This is a genomic window from Parenemella sanctibonifatiensis (assembly GCF_002250565.1).
Classification (GTDB): Bacteria; Actinomycetota; Actinomycetes; order Propionibacteriales; family Propionibacteriaceae; genus Parenemella; species Parenemella sanctibonifatiensis.
The window spans coordinates 620,016-641,662 of the sequence record NZ_NMVJ01000001.1 but is presented as its reverse complement, the minus strand read 5'-3'; the positions used below and the strand labels follow the sequence as shown (position 1 = coordinate 641,662).

Annotated in this window: 21 protein-coding genes; 10 read left to right on the top strand and 11 right to left on the bottom strand. The window is 69.1% G+C overall.

Translation table 11 applies throughout. The annotated features are described in order from the left end of the window. Position 1: 1 nt before the first annotated feature. The 3 genes from CGZ91_RS03030 to CGZ91_RS03020 are packed head-to-tail and all read right to left on the bottom strand — an operon-like array spanning position 2 to position 1,843. Positions 2-322 carry a hypothetical protein gene (locus tag CGZ91_RS03030; RefSeq protein ID WP_144276759.1) on the bottom strand — a complete coding sequence of 107 codons (321 nt, stop codon included), beginning with the start codon at positions 320-322 and terminating at the stop codon, positions 2-4. 49 nt (positions 323-371) lie between these two features. Beyond that, positions 372-1,325, bottom strand: coding sequence for a hypothetical protein (locus tag CGZ91_RS03025; protein ID WP_094452441.1), 954 nt, complete (start codon positions 1,323-1,325; stop codon positions 372-374). Positions 1,326-1,330: 5 nt separating this feature from the next. Further along, a complete protein-coding gene (locus tag CGZ91_RS03020; protein WP_229116378.1) occupies positions 1,331-1,843 on the bottom strand; it encodes a hypothetical protein in 513 nt (170 codons plus the stop codon). 207 nt (positions 1,844-2,050) lie between these two features. Here CGZ91_RS03020 and groL point away from each other — a divergent pair, with 207 nt between their 5' ends. The 7 genes from groL to CGZ91_RS02985 all read left to right on the top strand — a co-directional run bounded on the left by groL (position 2,051) and on the right by CGZ91_RS02985 (position 9,808). Next, positions 2,051-3,682 (top strand): chaperonin GroEL, encoded by a 1,632-nt coding sequence (groL, locus tag CGZ91_RS03015; protein ID WP_094452440.1) that lies wholly within the window; start codon positions 2,051-2,053, stop codon positions 3,680-3,682. A 225-nt stretch (positions 3,683-3,907) separates the two neighbouring features. Next, positions 3,908-4,903, top strand: a complete 996-nt coding sequence (locus CGZ91_RS03010) for a siderophore ABC transporter substrate-binding protein (protein WP_094452439.1) — start codon at positions 3,908-3,910, stop codon at positions 4,901-4,903. 7 nt (positions 4,904-4,910) lie between these two features. Further along, positions 4,911-5,915 (top strand): ABC transporter permease, encoded by a 1,005-nt coding sequence (locus CGZ91_RS03005; protein ID WP_094452438.1) that lies wholly within the window; start codon positions 4,911-4,913, stop codon positions 5,913-5,915. After that, the gene (locus CGZ91_RS03000) at positions 5,908-6,963 is read left to right on the top strand and encodes an iron chelate uptake ABC transporter family permease subunit (protein WP_094452437.1); all 1,056 of its coding nucleotides are present in this window, start codon (positions 5,908-5,910) and stop codon (positions 6,961-6,963) included. Before CGZ91_RS03005 ends, CGZ91_RS03000 begins: the two co-directional genes overlap by 8 nt. Continuing rightward, positions 6,960-7,715: an iron ABC transporter ATP-binding protein gene (locus CGZ91_RS02995; protein ID WP_094451794.1), complete on the top strand. Its 756-nt coding sequence runs from the start codon at positions 6,960-6,962 to the stop codon at positions 7,713-7,715. The genes CGZ91_RS03000 and CGZ91_RS02995 overlap by 4 nt, the downstream gene beginning before the upstream one ends. 156 nt (positions 7,716-7,871) lie before the next feature. Then, complete coding sequence (locus tag CGZ91_RS02990) at positions 7,872-8,579, top strand: copper homeostasis protein CutC (protein ID WP_094452436.1); 708 nt, start codon at positions 7,872-7,874, stop codon at positions 8,577-8,579. 65 nt (positions 8,580-8,644) lie between these two features. Then, the gene (locus CGZ91_RS02985) at positions 8,645-9,808 is read left to right on the top strand and encodes a hypothetical protein (RefSeq protein WP_144276758.1); all 1,164 of its coding nucleotides are present in this window, start codon (positions 8,645-8,647) and stop codon (positions 9,806-9,808) included. Between the two features lie 64 nt (positions 9,809-9,872). Here CGZ91_RS02985 and CGZ91_RS02980 read toward each other — a convergent pair whose 3' ends face one another. Next, the gene (locus CGZ91_RS02980) at positions 9,873-10,448 is read right to left on the bottom strand and encodes a dienelactone hydrolase family protein (RefSeq protein WP_267490224.1); all 576 of its coding nucleotides are present in this window, start codon (positions 10,446-10,448) and stop codon (positions 9,873-9,875) included. A gap of 69 nt (positions 10,449-10,517) precedes the next feature. On the opposite strand from CGZ91_RS02980, the gene CGZ91_RS02975 reads away from it, so the two are divergent. Continuing rightward, positions 10,518-11,081 (top strand): ArsR/SmtB family transcription factor, encoded by a 564-nt coding sequence (locus CGZ91_RS02975; RefSeq protein WP_094452433.1) that lies wholly within the window; start codon positions 10,518-10,520, stop codon positions 11,079-11,081. A gap of 13 nt (positions 11,082-11,094) precedes the next feature. Here CGZ91_RS02975 and CGZ91_RS02970 read toward each other — a convergent pair whose 3' ends face one another. Together CGZ91_RS02970 and CGZ91_RS02965 are read right to left on the bottom strand one after the other, a co-directional pair. Then, complete coding sequence (locus CGZ91_RS02970) at positions 11,095-11,742, bottom strand: hypothetical protein (RefSeq protein WP_094452432.1); 648 nt, start codon at positions 11,740-11,742, stop codon at positions 11,095-11,097. A 33-nt stretch (positions 11,743-11,775) separates the two neighbouring features. Next, on the bottom strand, positions 11,776-13,836 hold the full coding sequence (locus CGZ91_RS02965; protein WP_094452431.1) for a HelD family protein: 2,061 nt from the start codon (positions 13,834-13,836) through the stop codon (positions 11,776-11,778). Positions 13,837-13,971: 135 nt separating this feature from the next. Here CGZ91_RS02965 and CGZ91_RS02960 point away from each other — a divergent pair, with 135 nt between their 5' ends. Beyond that, positions 13,972-14,508: an NUDIX hydrolase gene (locus CGZ91_RS02960; protein WP_094451304.1), complete on the top strand. Its 537-nt coding sequence runs from the start codon at positions 13,972-13,974 to the stop codon at positions 14,506-14,508. 27 nt (positions 14,509-14,535) lie between these two features. Here CGZ91_RS02960 and CGZ91_RS02955 read toward each other — a convergent pair whose 3' ends face one another. The 5 genes from CGZ91_RS02955 to CGZ91_RS02935 are packed head-to-tail and all read right to left on the bottom strand — an operon-like array spanning position 14,536 to position 20,758. Next, on the bottom strand, positions 14,536-15,060 hold the full coding sequence (locus tag CGZ91_RS02955) for a hypothetical protein (RefSeq protein WP_094452430.1): 525 nt from the start codon (positions 15,058-15,060) through the stop codon (positions 14,536-14,538). A gap of 35 nt (positions 15,061-15,095) precedes the next feature. Then, positions 15,096-16,745, bottom strand: coding sequence for a DNA repair helicase XPB (locus CGZ91_RS02950; protein WP_094452429.1), 1,650 nt, complete (start codon positions 16,743-16,745; stop codon positions 15,096-15,098). Beyond that, positions 16,742-17,650: a hypothetical protein gene (locus CGZ91_RS14190; RefSeq protein WP_179229189.1), complete on the bottom strand. Its 909-nt coding sequence runs from the start codon at positions 17,648-17,650 to the stop codon at positions 16,742-16,744. The genes CGZ91_RS02950 and CGZ91_RS14190 overlap by 4 nt, the downstream gene beginning before the upstream one ends. 41 nt (positions 17,651-17,691) lie before the next feature. Continuing rightward, positions 17,692-19,872: a helicase-associated domain-containing protein gene (locus CGZ91_RS02940; RefSeq protein WP_094452427.1), complete on the bottom strand. Its 2,181-nt coding sequence runs from the start codon at positions 19,870-19,872 to the stop codon at positions 17,692-17,694. A gap of 16 nt (positions 19,873-19,888) precedes the next feature. Continuing rightward, positions 19,889-20,758 (bottom strand): hypothetical protein, encoded by an 870-nt coding sequence (locus tag CGZ91_RS02935; protein ID WP_094452426.1) that lies wholly within the window; start codon positions 20,756-20,758, stop codon positions 19,889-19,891. Between the two features lie 86 nt (positions 20,759-20,844). Here CGZ91_RS02935 and CGZ91_RS02930 point away from each other — a divergent pair, with 86 nt between their 5' ends. Further along, positions 20,845-21,645 carry an ATP-dependent sacrificial sulfur transferase LarE gene (locus CGZ91_RS02930; protein WP_229116377.1) on the top strand — a complete coding sequence of 267 codons (801 nt, stop codon included), beginning with the start codon at positions 20,845-20,847 and terminating at the stop codon, positions 21,643-21,645. The last annotated feature ends 2 nt before the right edge of the window (positions 21,646-21,647 follow it).

The following is a 21,647-nucleotide window of genomic DNA, read 5'->3' as shown; positions in this document are numbered from 1 at the left end:
GTCACCAACTCCCGATCGAGGTGCTGCCCTGGGCGTTGGTCTGCTCGGTGGTCGAGTACGCCGAAACGGTCTCGCCGAGTCCGACCACGACCTCCTGCAGCAGCTTGTCGAGCTCGCCGATGGCGCCGCTGGCGGCCTTGAGGGTCGGATCCATCATCGGCGGCAGGATCGCCTGGCCGATGATGCCGTACAGCGAGGTGTCGCCGATGCCGGTGCCCTGCGCTGATGATGCGGTCGAGCTGACGGCGCCGCTGATCGATTGCACCTTGCTGCGGTGCGTTTCGATCTCACTGACGCTCACCTCATGGCTCATGCCACTCATGTCTGCCTCCCTCGGAAAAGTACCCACCAAACATTAAGCGGGTTTGGGGTCACCAGCGCCGCGGCGCGTGCCGGGTTTCGTCAGGCTCTGGCGGCTGGAATCGGCTCAGCAGGTCCGCGAAGAAATTCTCGGTCGGATCGTCGTCGTCCTCATCATCATCGTCCAGATCGTCCAGCAGCTGGGCGGCCTCGGTCGCCGCTTCGGTGACTGCCTCGGCGTACAGCTTGGTGAACTCGCTGGTCAGGACGCTCGCCTCGGCGCGGCGCCGGAAGGTCAGGTCCAGCAGCGAGCCGTCGGTGCTGACCACCACGGTCATCGTGGTCGAGCTCGCGGTGGTATGTCGGTTGGCGGCCTCCTGGAGCTGGGCCTTGACCGTCGCCACGTGGTCGGTGAGTTCCTGAGCCCAGTCGGCCTGCCAGCCACCGGCAGGTTCGGGGCGGTGGTGTTTGATCCAGTCCGGGTCCGCCTGCAGGTCGGCCGCAGGGTCCTCGGGGGCTTGGGCGGCCAGCTCGTCGATCTCTTCGCGGCTCAACGGCAGCAGTGGCTTGCCCACCTGCGCCGCCAACTGCTCGCGGGCGGTCGGCTGGTCGGCATCGGCGGGAGCGTCGGCCTCCTCGGCGGAGCCACGATCGACGGCGGCATCGCGGCGCTCCACCGCCTCCGCGGTCTCCGGACGACGCGCCTGGCGTACGCCCTCGGCCACCGCAGGGCTGCCGGCCCGGCTGACCGAGTCAGCCAGCTGGGTGGACGCCTCGGCGCAGGCGTCGGCGTACGCCTTCAGGACCATCTCGCGCAGCTGGGTGCCCGCAAGCTTGCCCGCCTGGTCGGTGAACTCCAGCGACTCCACCTGAGTGTTGGTGACCCGGATCGTGAAGTACTTGGTCTCCACCGTGGCGGCTGCGGCGGCCACGGCCGCGTTGATGGCATCGGCCTGAGCCTGAAACTCGGCGCTGACCTGATCCAACAGATTCAGATAGTCCATCGGGGACAAGGATTCCGACATGAGCTTCACCGTAGTCGGGTGCGGGTCAGCAGCCGGCGTACGCCCTGCCAGCGCGGCTTGACCTTGCGGTAGCCGCCGAGATCGAGGTCGGCCAGGGTCTCAAAGACATTGGCTGCGGCCCGGTCGCCGGTGCGAAGCCAGGACCAGCCCATCGCCACCGTGTATGCCGGCAGGAAGCCGGCCGGGCCGCCCCACAGCAACCACTGCCAGCTGTGGCGTTCCTCGTGCTGCATCACGGTCGGCCAGCGGGAGCCGAAGTCCGTCCACTGCCGCGACGTGATGATGACGTTGCCGATCGTGAAGGCGCCGGCGATCGGAAAGGGCAGGGCATACCCCTGCGCGAGGTGGAGTCCGGCGGGACCCTTCTCGAGGGTGGCGCCGCCGAGCTTGGCGGTCAGCAGGCCCAGGCCGGTGGAGCCATTGAGCAGGTTGCCCCAGCGGCGCAGCCGGGCGCGGGTGGCGGGGCGCTTCGAGTCACGGGCCGCGGGCGTACCCGAGGCGGCTGAGTTCGACGTCATGGAGCAAGCCTGCCGGGTGCCAACTTCTTGCACTCGTAGGGGGCGAGTGCTAAGAATGGAGTTGGCACTCGGCAGGCGAGAGTGCCACGTCAGTCCGGTGAGGCATCAGCGTCCAGCTACGAGCCGTCCGTCGCGGGCACCGTCTGACAGGTAACTGACAACCACAGGGGCTCACCAGCCCCAGACGCGGGAGGACTCCCGAAGAACATGGCAAAGCTGATTGAATTCGACGTCGAGGCTCGTCGTGGCCTCGAGCGTGGCATGAACACCCTCGCCGACGCGGTGAAGGTGACCCTGGGCCCGAAGGGCCGCAACGTCGTGCTGGAGAAGAAGTGGGGCGCCCCCACCATCACCAACGACGGTGTGTCCATCGCCAAGGAGATCGAGCTCGAGGAGCCGTACGAGAAGATCGGCGCCGAGCTGGTCAAGGAAGTCGCCAAGAAGACGGACGATGTCGCGGGTGACGGCACCACCACCGCCACCGTGATCGCTCAGGCGCTCGTACGCGAGGGCCTGCGCAACGTCACCGCCGGCGCGAACCCGATGGACCTCAAGCGCGGTATCGAGCGCGCCGTGGCCGCGATCAGCGAAGAGCTGACCAACCTGGCCACCGACATCGAGACCAAGGAGCAGATCGCCGCCACCGCGTCGATCTCCGCCGGTGATCCCAGCGTCGGCGAGATCATCGCCGAGGCGATGGACAAGGTCGGCAAGGAAGGTGTCATCACCGTCGACGAGTCCAACACCTTCGGCCTGGAGCTCGAGCTCACTGAGGGCATGCGCTTCGACAAGGGCTACATCTCGCCCTACTTCGTCACCGACACCGACCGCATGGAGACCGTGTTGGATGACCCCTACATCCTGCTGGTCAGCGGCAAGGTGTCCAACCTCAAGGACCTGCTGCCGATCCTGGAGCAGGTTGTCCAGGCCAGCCGTCCGTTGGTCGTCGTGGCGGAGGATGTCGACGGTGAGGCCCTCGCCGGCCTGATCGTCAACAAGATCCGTGGCACCTTCAAGTCCGTCGCCGTCAAGGCTCCGGGCTTCGGTGACCGTCGCAAGGCCATGCTCGGTGACATCGCCATCCTCACCGGTGGTCAGGTCATCTCCGAGGAGGTCGGTCTCAAGCTCGACGGCGTCACCCTGGAGCTGCTGGGTCAGGCCCGTCAGGTCGTCGTGACCAAGGACGAGACCACCATCGTCGACGGTGCCGGCGATGCCGACCAGATCGCCGGTCGCGTGGCTCAGATCCGTGCCGAGATCGAGAACTCCGACTCCGACTACGACCGCGAGAAGCTGCAGGAGCGGCTGGCCAAGCTCGCCGGCGGCGTTGCTGTCATCAAGGTTGGCGCTGCCACCGAGGTGGAGCTCAAGGAGCGCAAGCACCGCATCGAGGACGCCGTTCGCAACGCGAAGGCGGCCGTCGAGGAGGGCATCGTCCCCGGCGGTGGCGTGGCGCTGCTGCAGGCTGCTGCCAAGGCGAGCATCGAGGAGGGTGTCGGTGACGAGCGCACCGGCGTACAGATCGTCCTCACCGCCTCGCAGGCTCCGCTGAAGCAGATCGCCATCAACGCCGGCCTTGAGGGCGGCGTCGTGGCGGAGAAGGTTGCCAACCTGGAGGCCGGCGTCGGCCTCAACGCGGCGACCGGCGAGTACGTCGACATGCTTCAGGCAGGCATCATCGACCCGGCCAAGGTGACCCGCTCGGCGCTGCAGAACGCGGCTTCCATCGCGGCTCTCTTCCTCACCACCGAGGCCGTCATCGCCGACAAGCCGGAGAAGGCTCAGCCTGCTGCCGGCGGCGACGACATGGGCATGGGTGGCATGGGCGGGATGATGTGATCCAGTCCTGAGTTGACACTCAGTACGCCGAACGTGGCGGTGACCTTCGGGTCACCGCCACGTTTGCTTTCTCGGAGCCTCGAACCGGTGTGACGCAGGTCACAGGGCGATCGCTGGGATCGGTTCTGATGTAAGGCAAGCCTATGTTAACGTCGGCGACGGCGAATAACGTCACACCCTCATTACTTATAGCTCGGGCGGACTGCCCGAGGGCAAGGAGAGCCGATGCGTCCCGCATCCTTCACCCGCCGTGCGCGCGCTGCCGCGCTTGCGCTGGCCTCGGCCGCGCTGCTGCTGGCTGGCTGCAGCACCCCCGCTGAGGAACCGGCCGCGCCCGATGACCGCGAGAGCGTCACCATCACCGACAACACCGGCGAGAAGACCATTCCGCTGCCGATCGAATCGGTCGGGATCTTTGACAACCGCACGTTCGAGCTCTTCGCCGAGTGGGACATCAAGCCCACCGTTGCGGCCCGGTCGCTGATGCCCTCGACCAACAAGTTCGCCGAGGACGAGTCCATCCTGGACGTCGGTAGCCACCGCGAGCCCAATCTCGACCTGATCGCCGGCGCTGCCCCCGACGTCATCATCACTGGTCAGCGGTTTGCTCAGTACACCGATGAGATCAAGGAGCTGGTTCCTGACGCGGTGATCATCGAGCTCGATCCGCGCGAGGGCGAGCCCTTCGACCAGGAACTCAAGCGTCAGGTCGAGGTGCTCGGCGAGATCTTCGACAAGAAGGATGAGGCTGCGGCCGTCAACGCCGCCTTCGACGAGTCGATCGAGCGCGTCAAGGCCGCCTATGACCCGGCCACCAAGGTGATGGCCGTCAACACCTCCGGTGGCAACATCGGCTACCTGGCTCCGACTGTCGGGCGTACGCTCGGCCCGGCCTTCGACATCTTCGGATTCACCCCCGCGCTGGAAGTTGAGGGTGCCTCGGACGACCACCAGGGCGATGACATCTCGGTGGAGGCGATCGCGCAGTCCAACCCGGACCTGATCTTGGTGATGGACCGTGACGCAGCCGTCGGCGCCGATGAGGAGGGCTACACCCCGGCAGCGGACCTGCTCGCCAACAACGCCGCACTTGCGAATGTGCCTGCCGTGCAGAACGATGCCATCGTGATCATGCCCCCGGACACCTACACCAACGAGGGCGTCCAGACCTACACGGAGTTCTTCAACGACCTGGCGGACCAGCTGGAGTCGGCGAGCTGACCCTCGGATGAGTCAGACCCACACTGAGCAGACCCGCCCGGTGAAGCGCGATCGGCGCAGCACCGGGCGGCTGTTCGACCCCAAGCTGATCATCGGCATCGTGGTGGTGGCGATGCTGCTGGTGGTGTCGCTGTTCACCGGCCAGTACGACATCTTCGCCGGTGACTTCGGCGCCGACATGTTCGCCATCACCCGCATCCCGCGGACCGCGGCGCTGGTGCTCGCCGGCGCGGCGATGGCGATGTCCGGACTGGTGATGCAACTCCTCACCCAGAACCGGTTCGTCGAACCCACCACGACCGGCACCACCGAATGGGCGGGTCTGGGCCTGCTGCTGGTCAGCCTGGCCATCCCGACTGCCACCGTCGGCCAGCGCATGATCGGCGCGATCCTGTTCGCCTTCGTCGGCACCATGATCTTCTTCGCCTTCCTGCGCAGGGTCCAGCTGCGTTCCTCGCTGATCGTGCCGATCGTCGGCATCATGCTCGGCTCGGTCGTCAGCGCCGTGTCGACCTTCATCGCGTTGGAGACCGATTCGCTGCAGAACCTCGGCATCTGGTTTGCCGGCAGCTTCACCTCGGTGGTGGAGGGTCAGTGGGAACCGCTGCTCATCACCGGGATCGTTGTGGTGCTGGTCTTCTTCGTCGCCGACCGGTTCACCGTGGCCGGGCTGGGGGAGGACGTTGCCACCAATGTCGGCCTCAACTACAACCGGGTGGTCCTGCTGGGCACCGGCCTGATCGCCGTCGCCGCCGGCGTGGTGACCGTGGTGGTCGGCAACCTGCCATTCCTGGGACTGATCGTGCCCAACATCGTCTCGATGTTCCGCGGTGACGACCTGCGCAGCAACCTGCCCTGGGTCTGTCTGCTCGGAATCGCCATCGTCACGGTCTGCGACCTGGTCAGCCGGACGATCATCGCGCCCTTCGAGGTGCCGGTCTCGCTGGTGCTGGGCATCCTGGGCGCTGCGGTCTTCATCGCGGTCCTGCTGAGGCAGCGTCGCCGTGGCTGACACTCAGGTCTCCAGCCGGCGTACGCCGGCACTCACCCGATCCGGGCAACGCAGCGCCCAAGCCCTGCGTACGCCGGCCGAGCGCCGCCGCTACGCCATCGTCATCGCCGTCCTGGTCCTCATCGGACTGGTGTCGGCCATCGGCATCCTGGTCTGGAACAACCCGCTGCCCTTCGGCACCGATGGCTACTGGCGGGTCGCCGGGACTCGCGTCGACAGCGTGCTGGTGATCGCCGTGGTGGCGCTGTGTCAGGCCACCGGCACCGTCGCCTTCCAGACCGTCACCAACAACCGCATCATCACGCCCTCAATCATGGGCTTCGAGTCGCTCTACACCGCCATCCAGACCGCTGCGGTCTATTTCCTCGGGGTGGCCGGGGTGACCGCAATCCAAGGCGTACCGCAGTTCCTGTTGCAGGTGGCGCTGATGGTGGGCTTTGCGCTGGTGCTCTACGGCTGGCTGCTGTCGGGGCGCTACGGCAACCTCCATCTGATGCTCCTGATCGGCATCATCATCGGCGGGGGTCTGGGCTCGGTGTCCTCCTTCATGCAGCGGATGCTGGCGCCGAGCGAGTTCGACGTGTTGAGTGCGCGGCTGTTCGGCAACATCTCCAATGCCAGCGACGAATACCTGCCGATCGCGATCCCGCTGTGCCTGGCGGCCGCCGGGGCGTTGTGGTGGCGCAGCCGGAGGCTGAATGTGGTCGGGCTCGGCAAGGACGTCGCCGGCAACTTGGGCATCAACCATCGCCGTGAGGTGATGACGGTGCTCTTCCTGGTCTCGGTGCTGATGGCGACCTCCACTGCACTGGTCGGGCCGATGACGTTCCTCGGTTTCATGGTGGCGATGCTGGCCTACCAGTTCGCCGACACCTACGACCACCGCTTGGTCTTCCCGGTGGCGCTGCTGACCTGTTTCGCGGTGCTGGCCGGGGCGTACTTCGTGCTGCGCAACATCTTCTACGCCGGCGGATCGGTGTCGGTGATCATCGAGCTGGTCGGCGGCACGGTGTTCCTCGTCTACATCCTCAGGAAGGGGCGGCTGTGATCTCGCTCAAGGACGTCTCCAAGGTCTACAGCGACGAGGTCACCATCGGCCCGGTCGACCTCGACCTGCCCCGCGGCGGCATCACCGCGCTGGTCGGCCCGAACGGTGCCGGCAAGTCGACCATGCTGACCATGATGGGACGACTGCTCGGGCTCGACACCGGCGTGATCAGGATCGGTGGCCACGACGTCACCACCACCAAGTCCAAGGCCTTGGCCAAGGTGGTCTCGATCCTGCGCCAGGAGAATCACTTCATCACCCGGCTGACCGTGCGTCAGCTGGTCGCCTTCGGCCGGTTTCCCTACAGCGGCGGCCGGATCAACGAGCAGGACGAGGTGATCATCAGCGAGGCGATCGACTTCCTGGGGCTCACCGAGATGGAGGACCGGTTCCTGGATGAGCTGTCGGGTGGCCAGCGGCAGCGGGCGTACGTCGCGATGGTGCTGACCCAGGACACCGAATACATCCTGCTGGACGAGCCGCTGAACAACCTCGACATGCGGCACTCGGTGCAGATGATGAAGCACCTCCGGCGGGCCGCCCGCGAATTGGATCGCACCATCGTCATCGTGCTGCACGACATCAACTTCGCCGCGACCTACGCCGACCACATCTGCGCGATGAAGGACGGCAAGGTGTACGCCGTGGGCTCACCCGAGGAGGTGCTCGATTCGGAGGTGCTGACCGGGCTGTTCGAGACGCCGGTGGAGATCATCGACGGCCCCAAGGGTCGGCTCGCCGTCTATTTCTGAGTCGGCCATCGGCTGAGAGCGACATTCGCGCGCACGACGCGCAGTCGAATCGTCCAGAGCCCCGATGTGGGCTGTCCCGTGAATCGACTGCGCCCAGTGCGCGCGACTTGCGCGTGGGTCCGCCACCGAAGCGCGTCCGCAGGTCACACTGGAGCCATGGCCATGTTGGAGGTCATCTGCCTGGATGCCGAGGACGCGCGTCGCGCCGAAGCGGGCGGCGCTGACCGCATCGAATTGCTCGGCAGCCTCGAGGACGGGGGCATGTCCCCGGCGGTCGACGTGGCCCGCGAGGTGACCGCGGCGACCACCCTTCCGGTGCGGGTGATGTTGCGACTGCGGCCCGGATTCGGCACCGACGGCGGTGAGTTCGTACGCCTGCGCGGTCTGGCGCAGGCCTATCTGGATGCCGGTGCCGAGGGCATCGTGATGGGCTTCCTCAACGGCCACAGCGAGGTCGACACCGAGGTGATGATCGAGCTGTTGCGGGAGACCGAATGGCCATGGACCATGCATCGCGCGATCGACCAAGCCTTCGACAGTGGGCAGGCTTGGCGTACCGTCACCCACATGCCCAGGCTCGAATCGGTGTTGACGGCAGGTTCCGCCCGCGGCGTCGAGCACGGCCTGGACACGCTACTGGACCGGGCCCGGACTCACCCCGAGCAGGCCAAACTGATCATGGCCGGTGGCGGCCTGACCGCCGAACACCTGCCGTGGTTGATGCGGGTCGGGATTCGCCGTTTCCACATCGGCCGGCCCGCCCGGGGCGGCACCTGGGACGGCCCCGTCGATCCGGAGCTGGTCGGATCCTGGCGCAGGCTCATCGACGACTTGGCGCGCCGGCACCCGTTGCCGCGGAAGTGACCCCCGCTGAGTCCCACAGCGTGGCTCGGGCAGGATGGGCGGATACCCCACAGAAGAGGTTTGCCATGTCACATGAAATGTCCCGCCGGACCCTGATCGGAGCTGCCGCCGCGCTGGCCGGCGCCGCCGTGGTCGGCCCGCGCATCGCCGTCGCCGCTCCGAGCGCGACCGCCGGATCGCCGGGCCAGTTTGCCGCCAACTTCGTCTTCGCGGCGGGGACTGTGTCCGACAACCGGCGGATGATCCGCCGGATGAACGCCGCGCCGATCACGTTCGGCTACCGGCTCACCCCGGTCGCCACCGACTCGCTGGCCGCCGAAGTCCAGGCCGTGGTCGGCAGCCGCCGCGCCTTCCGGTACAGCGGCGGCCTCGAGCTCGCGCAGGGTCGCCAGGCCGACGATGTCTTCGTCGACAGCGCCAGCGGTCGCTTCGTGGTGCTCAGCATCACCGATGATGCCGCGGTCGTGGCGCCGGCCGACCCGGGCAGCGACCGCAACCGGATGCTGATCGAGGCCGCCCGCAGCATCGGCGCCCAGGTGGTGCTCGGGATGCCGGCGCCGATCATGGGGAAGGACCCGGCGTGGCTGCCGGACCGCAGCTATCTGCCTGAACTGGACGCCTTCTCGAAGCGTTTCCTGAAGGCTTACCCCGACACCGACGGCTACTACCACCACGTCGAAATGCCGATGCGCCACGTCGACGCCTGGCATGACGTGCGTGACCTGTACGCCCGGCAGAACCAGTTCGCCAACGAGCTGCGGCCCGGTGTCCTCACCATCATCGCGCCCTACCTGGAGGACCGGATCGCCAAGGCGTCGGCCTTCGGGCCCGAAGATGCGGCGCTCGGCTACGCCAAGCTGCTGGAGACTGCCAACGGCACCAACCTGATCATCGCCCCGCAGGACGGCCTCGGCACGGACACCACAGCACTGGCCGTCGACGATCTGTCCGAGCACCACCACACCACTGAGGAGTTCTTCGCCGCCTTCGCCGAGGTCGACCCGGATCGGATCTGGGTGACGGTGGAGTGCATGACGCCCGGCGGCGGCACCACCACCAGCCGCGGCGTCTCCACCCTGGAGCGAATCCGGCAGCAGCTCGATGCGACGGCCCCGATGACGCAGGGGGCGATCGGCTTCATGTGGCGCGGCGGGGAGGGCGGGGAGCCCGGCATGATCGACATCCCGCGGATCTGCCAGGAGTCGGCGGGCTTCGGGAAGCTGCCCTGAGCCGGCGCCCCGACCCAGCTGCCCCAGATGTCGGCGCCCGCCGGTGCGCCGACGTCGTGGTCGATCAGGCGAGTCGGGTCAGGAAGTCCGCGACCCGCTCGCGCAACTGGGCGGCGGAGGCGGCGTCGTAGGTCGGGAGCGAGGAATCGGCGAACAGATGCGCGGTGCCGGCATAGCAGAACAGGTTGACCGACGGCTGCGCCTCGGCCAACTGCCGCGCGGCGTCGATGTCCTCGGCGAACCAGTCGTCATCGGTGCCGCCGTGGATCTGTGCGGGCAGCCCAGCGGGCCATGACCCGAACTCGTCGGACGGGAAGCAGGCATCGATCAGCAGTGCGCCGCGCGCGCCAGCGCGGGTCTGGGCGAGTTTCTGTGCCGGCATGACGCCCAGGGAGAAACCGGCATAGACCAGGTCATCCGGCAGGGAGGCAACGGCATCGACTCCTCGTTGCAGGACGGTGTCAAACCCGATCTGCTGCGCGTACGCCACGCCCGACTCGACGTCCTCGAAGGTCTGTGACTCGAACAAGTCGGGTAGGTGGACGGTGTGCCCGGCAGATCGCAGTTCGTCGGCGAAGGCGTTCATCCCGTCGGTCAGTCCCTGTGCGTGATGAAACAGGACGATCTCGGCCATGGTCACTCCCTTGGGTTGGCTTGCAGAATCGGACCAATTTTGTGGAACGTTCTGGAACGGTAGTATGTGCTTCCCATGAGTGTCAAGACCCTCGACTACGACCTTCCGGACCGGCTCGCGCTGACGCAGCCGGAGCAGGTCCGCGCACTCGGCAACCCGTTGCGCACGACGATCCTGGGACTCCTGCACGAGCGCGCCGCGAGTGTCACCGAACTCAGTACGGCGGTCGCCCGCCCCAAGAGCACGGTCGCCCACCACGTCAAGGTGCTGGCCGAGGCTGGGCTGGTTCACGTGGTGCGGACGCGCCGCGTGCGCGCGGTCGAGGAGTCGTTCTACGGTCGCACCGCGCGGTTGTTCTACGTGCAGCTCGAGGACGGCGGCGAGGACCACCCGCAAGACTTCAACGACTTCGAGGTGGCGGCGCGCGAGTCCGCACCCGCGTACGCCGAGGGTCAACTGTGGGGGTTCGTGCGCAGGGCACGAATCAGCGCCGCGCAGAGGCGCGAGTTCTGGCAGAAGATGACGGCCCTGGTCGACGAGTTCGACAGTATCGAGCGCGAGGGCGATGTCGTACACGGCTTTGCGCTGGGCATCTATCCGATCCCGGACTACCCCCAACTCCCCGAGCCGACCGATTGAACCGGCCCCTGAATCAGCTGTCGCCGCGGTTGTAGAAGACTTCCCGCTCGTCGTCGTCGAGATCCAGGATGTGGTCGATCTGACCGTCTCGGATCTCGACGCCGACGCCGGCGGGGAACTGCCACACCTGCGCGAGTTCGGGGCGCAGCTGGGCGACCCGCCACGCCGCCTCGTGCTCGATCTCGGACTCCTCGAAGTGCAGGTCGTAGTCGTGGTCGGCGGAGGTGACCAGCCAGCCGGACCAGCGGTCGACGTCGGAGATCATTCGGCGCAATCGGTGGCCGGAAAAGTCCTGCCAGCCGCGTACCAGCAGAATGTCCTGCCAGAACAGCACCTCCTGCAGCCGCAATCCGCCCAGGTCGGCCGCGTCGCGTTGCGCGACCTCGGTGGCGAAGGCGGCGGTCAGGTCATCGGTACGTTCGTGGGTCGCCTCGCCGGCGTAGTCGGGGATCCGCATCATCAGGGCGTCGCTGCCCTCCTCCAGCGACTCCAAGAAGATCGGACCCCAGCCGAACTGTACGGTGGCGCCCTCGAAGACGAGTTGGGGCTGCTCGGCCAGGTTGGCCAGCAGGTCGGTGAGTTGCGCGGCGTACGCCGGTGCGATGCTGGCGCGGATCGAATGCCCGGCCACGGTGTGGTCCAGCGTCCTCAGCTCGGTCATGGTGGTCCTCCGGTCGGCGTCGGTGTCAGTGTGTCAGGTCCCGCTCGGTGTCAGGTCCAGCTCCGCCGGCAGCGGTTGGCCGTGGCTGACGTGCAAGGTGGTGACGGCGCGGGTCAGGCAGACGTAGAGCCGGCGCAATCCGGTGCGCCGGGTCGGTTCAGCCGCCACGATTGCGGCTGGTTCCATGACGATGACGTGGTCGAACTCCAAGCCCTTGGCCAAGCTGGCGGGCACCACATCGACCGACGGGGCCTCGGCGCCATCCGCCCCTTGCGACTCGCCGAGCACCGCATGGCTGATCGGGAGCGCGGCCGACACCGTGGTGACTGCCGCGTCGGGGACGATCACGCCCAGGGTGCCCGGCCGGCTGCCCAACTCGGTGGCGACGGCGATCACGTTCCGGAGCGGGTCCTCGCTGGCGGTGATGACCAATTCGCCGGAGCCGGGCCGGATCGAGTGCGGCGTGTCCAATCCGGTGGCGATGTGGGGCAGCAGCCGGGCCGCGTAGTCGATGACAGCGGCCGGCACCCGGAAGCCGGCGACCAGTTCGCTGACGCGGGTGTCGGGCTTGCCCAGATGGTGCAGCGCCTCGTCCCAAGACTCACTGGCCCACGGCGTGGTGGCCTGGGCCAGGTCACCCAGCAGGGTCACCGATCCGGTGCTACTGCGGCGCCCCAGCGCCCGCAGCTGCATCGCCGACAGGTCCTGCGCCTCGTCGATGACGATGTGCCCCAGACTCGGCGTCCGCTGCAGTTGGTCGGTGATCTCGTCGATGACGACCAGGTCAGCCGCCGACCAACGCTGCGCCTTGGATCGGCCAGGCCGACGGGACTGCAACAGCCGCTGTTCCTCGTCGTCCAGGAGGCCCTCAGCATGCTCGCCAAGTAGCTCGGGATCAGTGAGCAGCGCCAACCACAGCTTCTCCGCATCGACCTTGGGCCACATCTGCGCGGCGTACGCCTTGACCGGTCGGCTGCGTGCGACCGCGTTCTGGACTCGGTCGTCGGGGGCTTCGCCGGCAGCCTCCATGCGCACCAGCACCTGGTGGGCGAGCCGCTGCGGCAACAACTGCCGTCCTGACTCGAAACGTACGCCGCGCTCCCGCAGCCCGGCGACGGCCTCGGCGGCCAGGTAGCCCGGCACCCGCCACTGCCGCGACCCGCGCGGCACCACCAACGATTCGCGCGGTTCCTCGGCGGGCAGCTGTGCCCAGACCGCGCGGCGTACCAGTTCAGCGATCCGGGCGTCGCCCTTGAGGACGGCCAGCTCGGCCGGGTCGGACTGGCTGGCGGTCAGCCCGAGGTCGGTGCTGACGAGGGAGTCGATGGTGTGCTGGCTGACGTCGATCTCGCCCAGGGTCGGGAGCACGTCGCCGATGTAGGAGAGGAAGGCAGCGCTCGGCCCGACCACCATCGCACCGGTGCGCGCCAATCGATCGCGGAAGGCGTACAGCAGCCAGGCGGTGCGGTGCAGGCCGACCGCGGTCTTGCCGGTGCCGGGCGCCCCTTGGATGCACAGTGAGGAGGCCAGGTCGGCTCGCACCAGAATGTCCTGGTCGGGCTGGATGGTGGCGACGATGTCGCGCATCGGGCCGGTACGCGGCTTCTCGATCTCCTCGGCCAACAGCGCCGAACTGGCATCACTGTCGGCCTCGGTGAGGCGCTCGTCCTCGTACGCGGTCAGCTCGCCGTCGCGGAAACCGAAGCGTCGCCGGAGCGCCACGCCCATCGGGTCGTCGGCCTTGGCCTGATAGAAGGGCCGCGACAGCGGCGCGCGCCAGTCGACCACCAGGGGTTCGCCGCCGGCGTCGCTGGAGACGTGGCGGCGGCCGATGTGGCAGACCTCGTCAGTGGCGGCGCCGGCGCTGGTGTCGTAGTCGATCCGTCCGAAGAAGGGCGGCACCTCGGGGTCGGCCTGCAGCGACTGCATCCGCCGATAGAGGGTCTGACGCAGGTGCTGGGTGGACACGTGGTCGGCGGCAACTGCGGTCTCCCAGTCGACGGCGCGGTCCAACATCGAGACCAGGGCTTCCCGGGCGGTACGCAGGTGGTCGCGTTCGGCGGCGAGGGCATCGGTGGTGGGGGATTCGGGCACGGCTGCTCCAAACGCCAAGGGGAAGCGAAAGAGGGGAAGCAAGAGACCGTACGCCGGCCTCCCGGCCTGCGCAAGGTGATTCCCTGCCCTTGCAACCGGCTGCATTGAGGATCGCGCGCCTCTAGAATCGGGCGCGTGCGCAGCTTCCGCTACGAACCTGACCGCGACACCGTCACCCGGCAGGCCGTCCGAGTCGTCGTGATGACCCCCGAGGACGAGGTGCTCCTGCTGCGGGACACCGACCCCGGCTGTCCAGACCTGCACTGGTGGGTGACTCCGGGCGGCGGCATTGATCCCGGGGAGTCCGACCACCAGGCGGCGGTGCGCGAGCTCATCGAAGAGACCGGGCTGCGCATCGGCACCGACCAGCTGATCGGCCCGTTGGCGAACCGGCTGGTGCGGCACGGCTATTCCGACCAGATTTTCACTCAGACCGAGCTGTTCTATGCGGTCGAGGTGGAGCGGTTCGATCTCGACACCAGCGGCCTGACGCCTGAGGAGGTCATCACGCTGACCGGCGCCCGCTGGTGGCCACTGGTCGAGTTGTCGACCACCCAGGAATGGATCTGGCCGGCACAGCTGGTGGAGTTGGTACGCCGGGCCCGCCAGGTCCCGGTGCCGCCCAGCTGGGAGTTGGGCCAGGTCGACGACGAGTCGCCGCGACCGATCTGAGGCGGCTGTCCCGTGCCCGGGATCGGGTCAGAACCGACGGCCGGCGACGCCCACCGCGCCGATCAGCACCGGCAGGAAGGACGCCCCGTAGAGCCACATGCCCACGGTTGACTCGTCCAAGGCCTCCATCGCGACGTACCCGCTCAGGACTCCGAGGGTGGCCACCAGGCCCAACACGGTGGCGGTGACGGCGGGTACGGCGGCGGCCCGCCTCGTCATTGCCAGCGCCGCGGCGATCAGAGCGAGCAAGCCGGCGACGGCGGCCACCCCGAAGGCCACCACCATCAGCCAGCCGTAGATCCGGCCCTCTTCGATGTTGACCATCGCCTGCTCGACACCGTTCCAGGCCTCGCCCTTGGCGAGTGCCTGCGGATTCCACGGCAACATGACGCCGACCGAGCACAGGGCAACACCGAGGATCATCAGGATCGGGCCGGCGATCAGATGCTTGGGCGCATCCTTGCCGGGCGGGCGCTCCGGTGGTTGTGGGCGGGTCGGCGGGTGCTGCCCGGGGTCTCCACCGGGCGCTCCGTAGGGTCGGTCCGCAGTCATGTCCTCACCTTTCATCAGGTGAGGACCTTAACCCCTCAGGGGGTGACGGCGTCGAGGTCGTGGGAGTCGACGATCCGGTAGGCGTACCCCTGTTCGGCGAGGAAACGCTGCCGGTGCTGGGCAAAGTCCGCCTCGACGGTGTCGCGGGCGACGACGGTGTAGAAGTGTGCGGTGGCGCCGTTCTTGGGGCGCAGCAGCCGGCCCAATCGCTGGGCCTCCTCCTGCCGGGACCCGAACGCGCCCGACACCTGGATGGCGACCTCGGCCGACGGCAGGTCGACCGAGAAGTTGGCGACCTTGGAGACCACCAGTCGCGTGATCGTGCCGTCGCGGAACTGCTGGTAGAGCTCCTCGCGCTGTCGAGAACTGGTCTCGCCGGTGATGAGCGGTGCATCGAGGCGCTCGGAGAGTTCGTGCAGCTGGTCGATGTACTGGCCGATCACCAGCAGCGGCTGGTCCCGGTGTCGGGCCACCAACTCGTCGACCACCGGCAGCTTGGCGGGCGACTCGGCAGCCAACCGGAAACGCACCTCGGGCTCGGCCATGGCGTACGTCATCCGATCCGTCTCGGGCAGCTGCACGCGTACCTCGGTGCATTCGGCCGGCGCGATCCAGCCCTGTTCGGTCAGTTCCCGCCAGGCTCCGTCATAGCGCTTGGGGCCGATGAGGGAGAAGACGTCGCCCTCGCGGCCGTCCTCGCGGACCAGGGTCGCGGTGAGGCCGAGCCGGCGACGCGCCTGCAGGTGGGCCGTACGCCGGAACACCGGCGCCGGGAGCAGGTGCACCTCGTCATAGATCACCAGCCCCCAGTCGCGGGCGTCGAAGAGCTCCAGGTGCCGGTGGGTGCCGCCCCGCTTGGCCGTCATCACCTGATAGGTGGCGATGGTGACGGGGCGTACCTCCTTGCGGGTGCCGGAGTATTCGCCGATCTCGTCGGCGGTCAGGCTGGTGCGCCGGATCAGCTCGTCGCGCCACTGGCGTGCGGCCACCGTGTTGGTCACCAGGATCAACGTGGTCGAGCCGGCCAGCGCCATTGATGCCGCGCCGACCACGGTCTTGCCGGCACCGCAGGGCAGCACGACCACTCCGGAACCACCGTGCCAGAACGATTCGGCGGCGAGTTCCTGGTAGGGCCGCAGCTGCCAGGTGTCCTGGTTGAGGGTGATCTCGTGGCGTTCGCCGTCGACGTAGCCGGCCATGTCCTCGGCGGGCCAGCCCAGCTGCAGCAGCGCCTGTTTGAGGTTGCCGCGTTCGCTGGGGTGCACCGGCACGGTTTCGGCGTCGATCGGTTCGCCGAGCATCCCGGCGACCTTGCGGCTGCGGCGTACCTCGGTCAGCACGGCGGCGTCGTGGCTGACCAGCACCAATCCGTGCACGGGGTGTTGTTCCAGCTGGAGTCGGCCGTAGCGGCCCATCGTGTCGGTGATCTCGATCAGCAGCGCCGAGGGCACCGGATAGCGGCTGTATTCCAGCAGGACGTCGACGATCTGTTCGGCGTCGTGGCCGGCCGCGCGGGCGTTCCACAGGCCCAGCGAGGTCAGTCGATAGGTGTGGATGTGCTCGGGAGCACGCTCCAACTCGGCAAAGGGGGCAATCGCGATCCGGCATTCTGCCGCGAGGGGGTGATTCACCTCCAGGAGCAGCGATCGGTCGGACTGGACAACCAGAGGACCGGGGTCACTCATGGGGCAGATGACTCACTCTCGTCGGGGGTCGGATCGGTGGGAAGCAGCTCCGGGCCGCCGTCGGGCGCGGTGGCGGTGACCGTCGCGGTCGGCTCCTCGGTCGGGGTGGACGTGGGGGCCTCCGGCGAGCCGTCGGTGGTCGGCGCCGTCGGCTCCGGTGTCGTGGGCTCCGGTGTGGGGGTCGGCGTCGGTGTGGGAGTCGGCGTAGGCATAGGCGTGGGAGTCGGCTCCGGTGTCGTGGGCCCCTGCGTCGGTGTGGGCTCAGGCTCGGTCGGCGGGTCCTCGGACGGGACCTCCTCCGTCGGAGGCTGGTCCGAGGGTGCCTGATCGGTCGGCGCCGGCATCTGCGGGGTAGGGGCCCCACCGGCCTCATCCACGCCGCGATCGGGACGATGCCGACCACCCGCGCCCCCACCGGAGGGGTCGGCCGGCGGGATCACGACGACGCTGCGCAGCTCACTGACCAAGCCGGCCGCGTCAACGGCCTCAACCTGGACCAGGTGCCGTTCGGTGCCGCGCACCCAGTTGATGGTCGCGGTCAGGCCCTCGGTGCTGCCGACAGCCGAACCGTTGAGCAGGATGCGATAGCTGAGTCCCTCGTACGCATCCGGGCTGGCATCCCAGGCGACGGTGAAGTTGTGCCAGGTGTTCGAGGACAGTCGCAGGTTGGAGACCGGCGCCGGCGGGCGATCCTGACGCGAACTGGTCTGCCAGCCACTTGGCACCGGCGACGTGGACGGTGCTGCGGGCTGGTCCGCAGGCGCCTGACTGGACCGTGCGGCGGGGGCCTGGTGCGGGTCGCCGGAGGGCTGCGAGCTGAGGTTCAGCAGTGCGGGCGCAGCAATGGCCAGCGCGGCCAAAACGGCGGCGCCGGCGATCAGCATCCTGCGTTGCTTCACCTGCACGCGCGACAGTCTACGTGTGAGCGCCAATGACCGTACTCACATTAGGGGCCGACAGCGGCGCTGACCACACTGGCCAGGGGCACCTCGACGCGAGCGCCGTCGATCGTCAGCTCCGCCCGGCCCTCGACGACCCTCCGCACGAAAGCGGTTGCTGTGGAGCGATGTCCTTGCCGATCCACCCAGGTGACGCGCACCGGGGCCCGTCGCAGCGCCGCCTTCTCCAACTCGCGCAACGATTCGGCAACGGATTGGTGGTGGGACAGCCGGTCGGCGAGCTGTGCGAAATTCGGCTCCGGCAGGGCGGCGGGTCGGGCAGGCGTACGCCTGGGGGCCCGCGGTTCGGACGGCAGCAGCAGGCTGCCGGCGCTGTCCTCGGCGGCGACGTGGTGGCCGTGTTCGGCAAGCGCCCGGGCGAGCTCGTCGGCGGGCATGTCCGAGACCAGGACGGTGTCGGCGATCTGGCGCAGCCCCGGCAGCTCGAGGCCGGCGATCAGCCGGGCCCGGACCGGGTCGTCGGTACGCAGATAGGTCTCGGTGGTCCCCATCCGTAGGTTGCCGTGCTGGCGGCCGGTCTCGGCGATCAGGTAGGTCAGCGGTTGCGGCACCCCGGTGGTCGAGTGCTGCCCCAGCCAGGTGGTGATGTCGGGCGCGGCCCAGCCCTGCTGCAGCGCCCGGCCGACGCTGCCGCGGTCAAACCGGAACACCTCGCCGGCACCGGTCGACTCGACCTGGGTCAGCATCCGCAGCCGTTGGCGTACGCCCGGCGTCAATGGCGCGGGCGCGACCGCGGTCAGGTCGGCCTGCAGCCAGAAGGTGGTGCCCGGCTCGGGGAAGAGGTCAGCGATCGCGGCTGGCACCTCTGCGCCATCGGCGGTGACGTCGACCAACCCGGTACGCCGCCCCAGCGCCACCAGTCCGAGCACATCGGCCTGTGCCAACCAGGTCTGCAGCAACGTCCCGGACTCCTCAGCCAACCCGTCCCAGGTGGGGTGGTGCCAGGCCAGCCAGGCGTCCCACTGCTCCGGGTCGACCTTGGCGCCTTCGGGCAGCTGGGTCGCCAACGTCAGGATGCCGCGGCGGACGTCTGGCGCCCAGCCGTGCGCCGCTTCGGGGGCCAGCGGACGTTCGGCGCCGGTCAACCAACGCGGTGAGTCCAACCAGGCCGCGATCAGCCGACGCCAACGTTCCAGCGGACCCAGACCGCGCCACTGGTCGGCGGCCGCGGTCGGCAGCACCCGGCCGCCGTCGACGGCGATCAGCCCGGCCGCGTCGGCCAGTTCCACCAACAACACCGCAGGCGGGCCGCCCCGGGAGAGGCCGAGCTGCCGGTTCAGCAGGTCCAGGTCGCGTTTGGCGATGCCGCCGGTGCGGACCAGGCCCGGCTGGATGTCACTGATCGCCTCGAGGAGACGTTCCACCAACTGCGCCAACGCGATGGCCGAACCGACGCCGGCCTGGGTGGCCCGGTCGGCGCGATCCACCTCGGGAGTGAGCTCCGGCGGCTGGGCGGGCACCGGGACCTGGCGTAGCCGACGGGGCGTACGCCGTAGCAGCGCGACCTCTCGGCGCAGCGCGACGGTGTCAGGGCCGGTGGGCAGGAGCAGGCCAGCCGCGAGCAGCGCCCGCGCCGGTGAGGTCGACTCCTGGTGCGGGTCGGTCGCGGATCGCAGCCCGCCGACGGGATGGGACCAGGTCAGCTGGGCCAGGACCGCTTCGACCTTCTCGGCGGCCTGGTCCGGCGGTGTGTCGGTGGCCTTGGCCAGGGCCGCGGCGGCCTGCTGTTGGGCTCGGCTGATGGCGTCGGGGGTCAGCGGGTCGGGGCTGACCGGGGCCAACCCGCCCGGATGGGCGCCGAACGCGCGCCGCACCGTGTGGGGCACCAGCCATCCCTGCGGGCTGCCCCAGATCAGCGCCCGATCGTTGAGCGCCAGCAGGGTGTCGGCGACGGCCTCGGCCGGTCCCTCGATCAGTTCGGCGACCTGCTCACTCGTGCTGTGGTCGGGTTGGGCGGCGATGGCCTCGGCGACCTGCTGCTGCCAGCGATCCAGTGCTGCCAGCGCTGCGGTCACCGAGGCCGCGGTGGTGGCGCGGGTGGCCAGTTCCACGATGTCCTGGGGGGCCGGTGTGGCGAGGTCGCGGCGGTGCTGCAGCAGGGTGGCCAGCCGTTCGGTCGGCCAGCGGCGCAGGTCCTCGGCCAGGGAACGGGCAGGGGTGGTGCTCATCGAGCTGTTTCGCTGGTCATGACGCCGGGGTCAGCGGTTCGTTGCGTCGGATCGCGACCGCGGTCCGGATCAGGGCGTACGCCAGCAGGCACCACGACAGCAGCAGCCCACCCAACGAGGCACCGCCCCAGAATCCGGGGCCGCCACCGACCGCCCCGAACAAGCCCAGGTGGAAGGAGCCGACGACGGCCAGGATCGCGGCGCGGCGCAGCGGGATGGCGATCCGCCGGGCCCGGCCGGCGGTGTACGCGGCGGCGATCAGGGCGAGTGGGGACACCGGGAAGGCGACGCAGCCGACCAGCACGGCGATGATGAAGGGCGGCGTCAGCGAATCCCACAGGGTGCCCAGAGTCAGGTCAGCGCGCGGTTGGGGAGGCCGGATGGCGGGCCCGGAGGGGGCCGGCGCCCACGCCGTGGTCTGGCCGGGGGTGCCGCTGGGGGTGCGCTGCGGCGCGCCGACCGGGGCTGACTCGCCGAACGGAACCGCATCGATCGGGGCTCCGGCTGGCGGCGGCAGGGTGGCGACGTCGGGCTCGCGGCCGCGGGAACTGGAGACCATGATCGGCTGGTGCGGGGCGCGGTGTGCAGAGCCCCAGGCGCTGCCGCCGGTGGTCACCGCAGTCTGGGTGATGGCGTACGGCTCGTGCGGGTCGCGGGCATCGTCACGGGCGCCCGGGTCGAGCTGGGCCAGGGCCGGCCAGCCGCGGTCCACGCCGTAGGCGGCGGGCTCGTCTGCGGGGTGAGTGGCGAGGGCGGTGGGCGCCGGCGTGCGGGTCGCCCTGCTGCCGTTCAATGTCGAGGTCGCGTGGGTCGGCGCGTCGCCCGCGTCGAAGCCCTCCGGAGCCTCCAGCGGTGCGTACTCCGGGCCGTCCTCCCATGTGGCCATGCGCCCCAGACTAGCCAATGTCGGCGCCTGGTCCCGCCGAGGCGTCGGCGGCTGCGGCGGCGCGGGTGCTGGCCTAGGATCGGCGCATGAGTGTGGCGACCCTGATGCGTGACCTGGCCGAGCTTCCCGGGCTGGTGGTGGCCTATTCCGGTGGTGCCGATTCTGCCTTCCTGTTGGCCGCGGCGGTGCGGGCGCTGGGCCCGGACCGGGTGGTGGCGGCGACGGCGTACAGCCCCTCGCTGCCGGCGATCGAGCGCGGTCCGGCGCGGGATTTCGTACGCCAGCTGGGCGTCGAGCTGTTGACGCCCACCACCCACGAGCTGGACCGGGAGGGCTACCGCGCCAACGGCAGCGACCGCTGCTATCACTGCAAGGCCGAGCTGATCGACACGCTGCTGCCGGTGGGGGAGGCGCGTGGCTGGCCGGTCGCGACCGGCACCAACGCCGACGACGCGGTGGCGGGGTTTCGGCCCGGCATCGCCGCGGCCAGTGAGCGCGGCGCGATCACGCCGCTGCTGAACGCCGGGCTGACCAAGGCGCAGGTGCGCCAGGCCTCCCGGGACTGGGAGCTGCCGACCTGGGACAAGCCGGCCGCGGCCTGCCTGAGCTCGCGGATCGCGTACGGCACCGAGGTGACGCCCGCGGCCCTGGCGCGGGTGGAGCGGGCCGAGACGGCCGTACGCCGACACCTCACCAGCAAGAACGTCGCGGTGATCGACCTGCGGGTCCGCGACCTCGGCCAGGATCGCGCCCGGGTCGAGCTGGACCCGAGCGCGCTGGCGGCGTACGAGGCCGACCCGATCGACCGGCTCGAGGACTTCGTCGAGGTCAGCTCCCGGGCCTTCCGGTCCGGCTCGATGAACCTCGAGCTCACGGTGCTGAACTGAGG

Excerpts from the sequence above, each read along its gene's own strand:
- CGZ91_RS03030 (WP_144276759.1), bottom strand. The coding sequence starts at position 322 with ATGAGTGGCATGAGCCATGAGGTGAGCGTCAGTGAGATCGAAACGCAC.
- CGZ91_RS03025 (WP_094452441.1), bottom strand. The coding sequence starts at position 1,325 with ATGTCGGAATCCTTGTCCCCGATGGACTATCTGAATCTGTTGGATCAG.
- CGZ91_RS03020 (WP_229116378.1), bottom strand. The coding sequence starts at position 1,843 with ATGACGTCGAACTCAGCCGCCTCGGGTACGCCCGCGGCCCGTGACTCG.
- groL (WP_094452440.1), top strand. The coding sequence starts at position 2,051 with ATGGCAAAGCTGATTGAATTCGACGTCGAGGCTCGTCGTGGCCTCGAG.
- CGZ91_RS03010 (WP_094452439.1), top strand. The coding sequence starts at position 3,908 with ATGCGTCCCGCATCCTTCACCCGCCGTGCGCGCGCTGCCGCGCTTGCG.
- CGZ91_RS03005 (WP_094452438.1), top strand. The coding sequence starts at position 4,911 with ATGAGTCAGACCCACACTGAGCAGACCCGCCCGGTGAAGCGCGATCGG.
- CGZ91_RS02990 (WP_094452436.1), top strand. The coding sequence starts at position 7,872 with ATGGCCATGTTGGAGGTCATCTGCCTGGATGCCGAGGACGCGCGTCGC.
- CGZ91_RS02985 (WP_144276758.1), top strand. The coding sequence starts at position 8,645 with ATGTCACATGAAATGTCCCGCCGGACCCTGATCGGAGCTGCCGCCGCG.
- CGZ91_RS02975 (WP_094452433.1), top strand. The coding sequence starts at position 10,518 with ATGAGTGTCAAGACCCTCGACTACGACCTTCCGGACCGGCTCGCGCTG.
- CGZ91_RS02970 (WP_094452432.1), bottom strand. The coding sequence starts at position 11,742 with ATGACCGAGCTGAGGACGCTGGACCACACCGTGGCCGGGCATTCGATC.
- CGZ91_RS02955 (WP_094452430.1), bottom strand. The coding sequence starts at position 15,060 with ATGACTGCGGACCGACCCTACGGAGCGCCCGGTGGAGACCCCGGGCAG.
- CGZ91_RS02950 (WP_094452429.1), bottom strand. The coding sequence starts at position 16,745 with ATGAGTGACCCCGGTCCTCTGGTTGTCCAGTCCGACCGATCGCTGCTC.
- CGZ91_RS02940 (WP_094452427.1), bottom strand. The coding sequence starts at position 19,872 with ATGAGCACCACCCCTGCCCGTTCCCTGGCCGAGGACCTGCGCCGCTGG.
- CGZ91_RS02935 (WP_094452426.1), bottom strand. The coding sequence starts at position 20,758 with ATGGCCACATGGGAGGACGGCCCGGAGTACGCACCGCTGGAGGCTCCG.
- CGZ91_RS02930 (WP_229116377.1), top strand. The coding sequence starts at position 20,845 with ATGAGTGTGGCGACCCTGATGCGTGACCTGGCCGAGCTTCCCGGGCTG.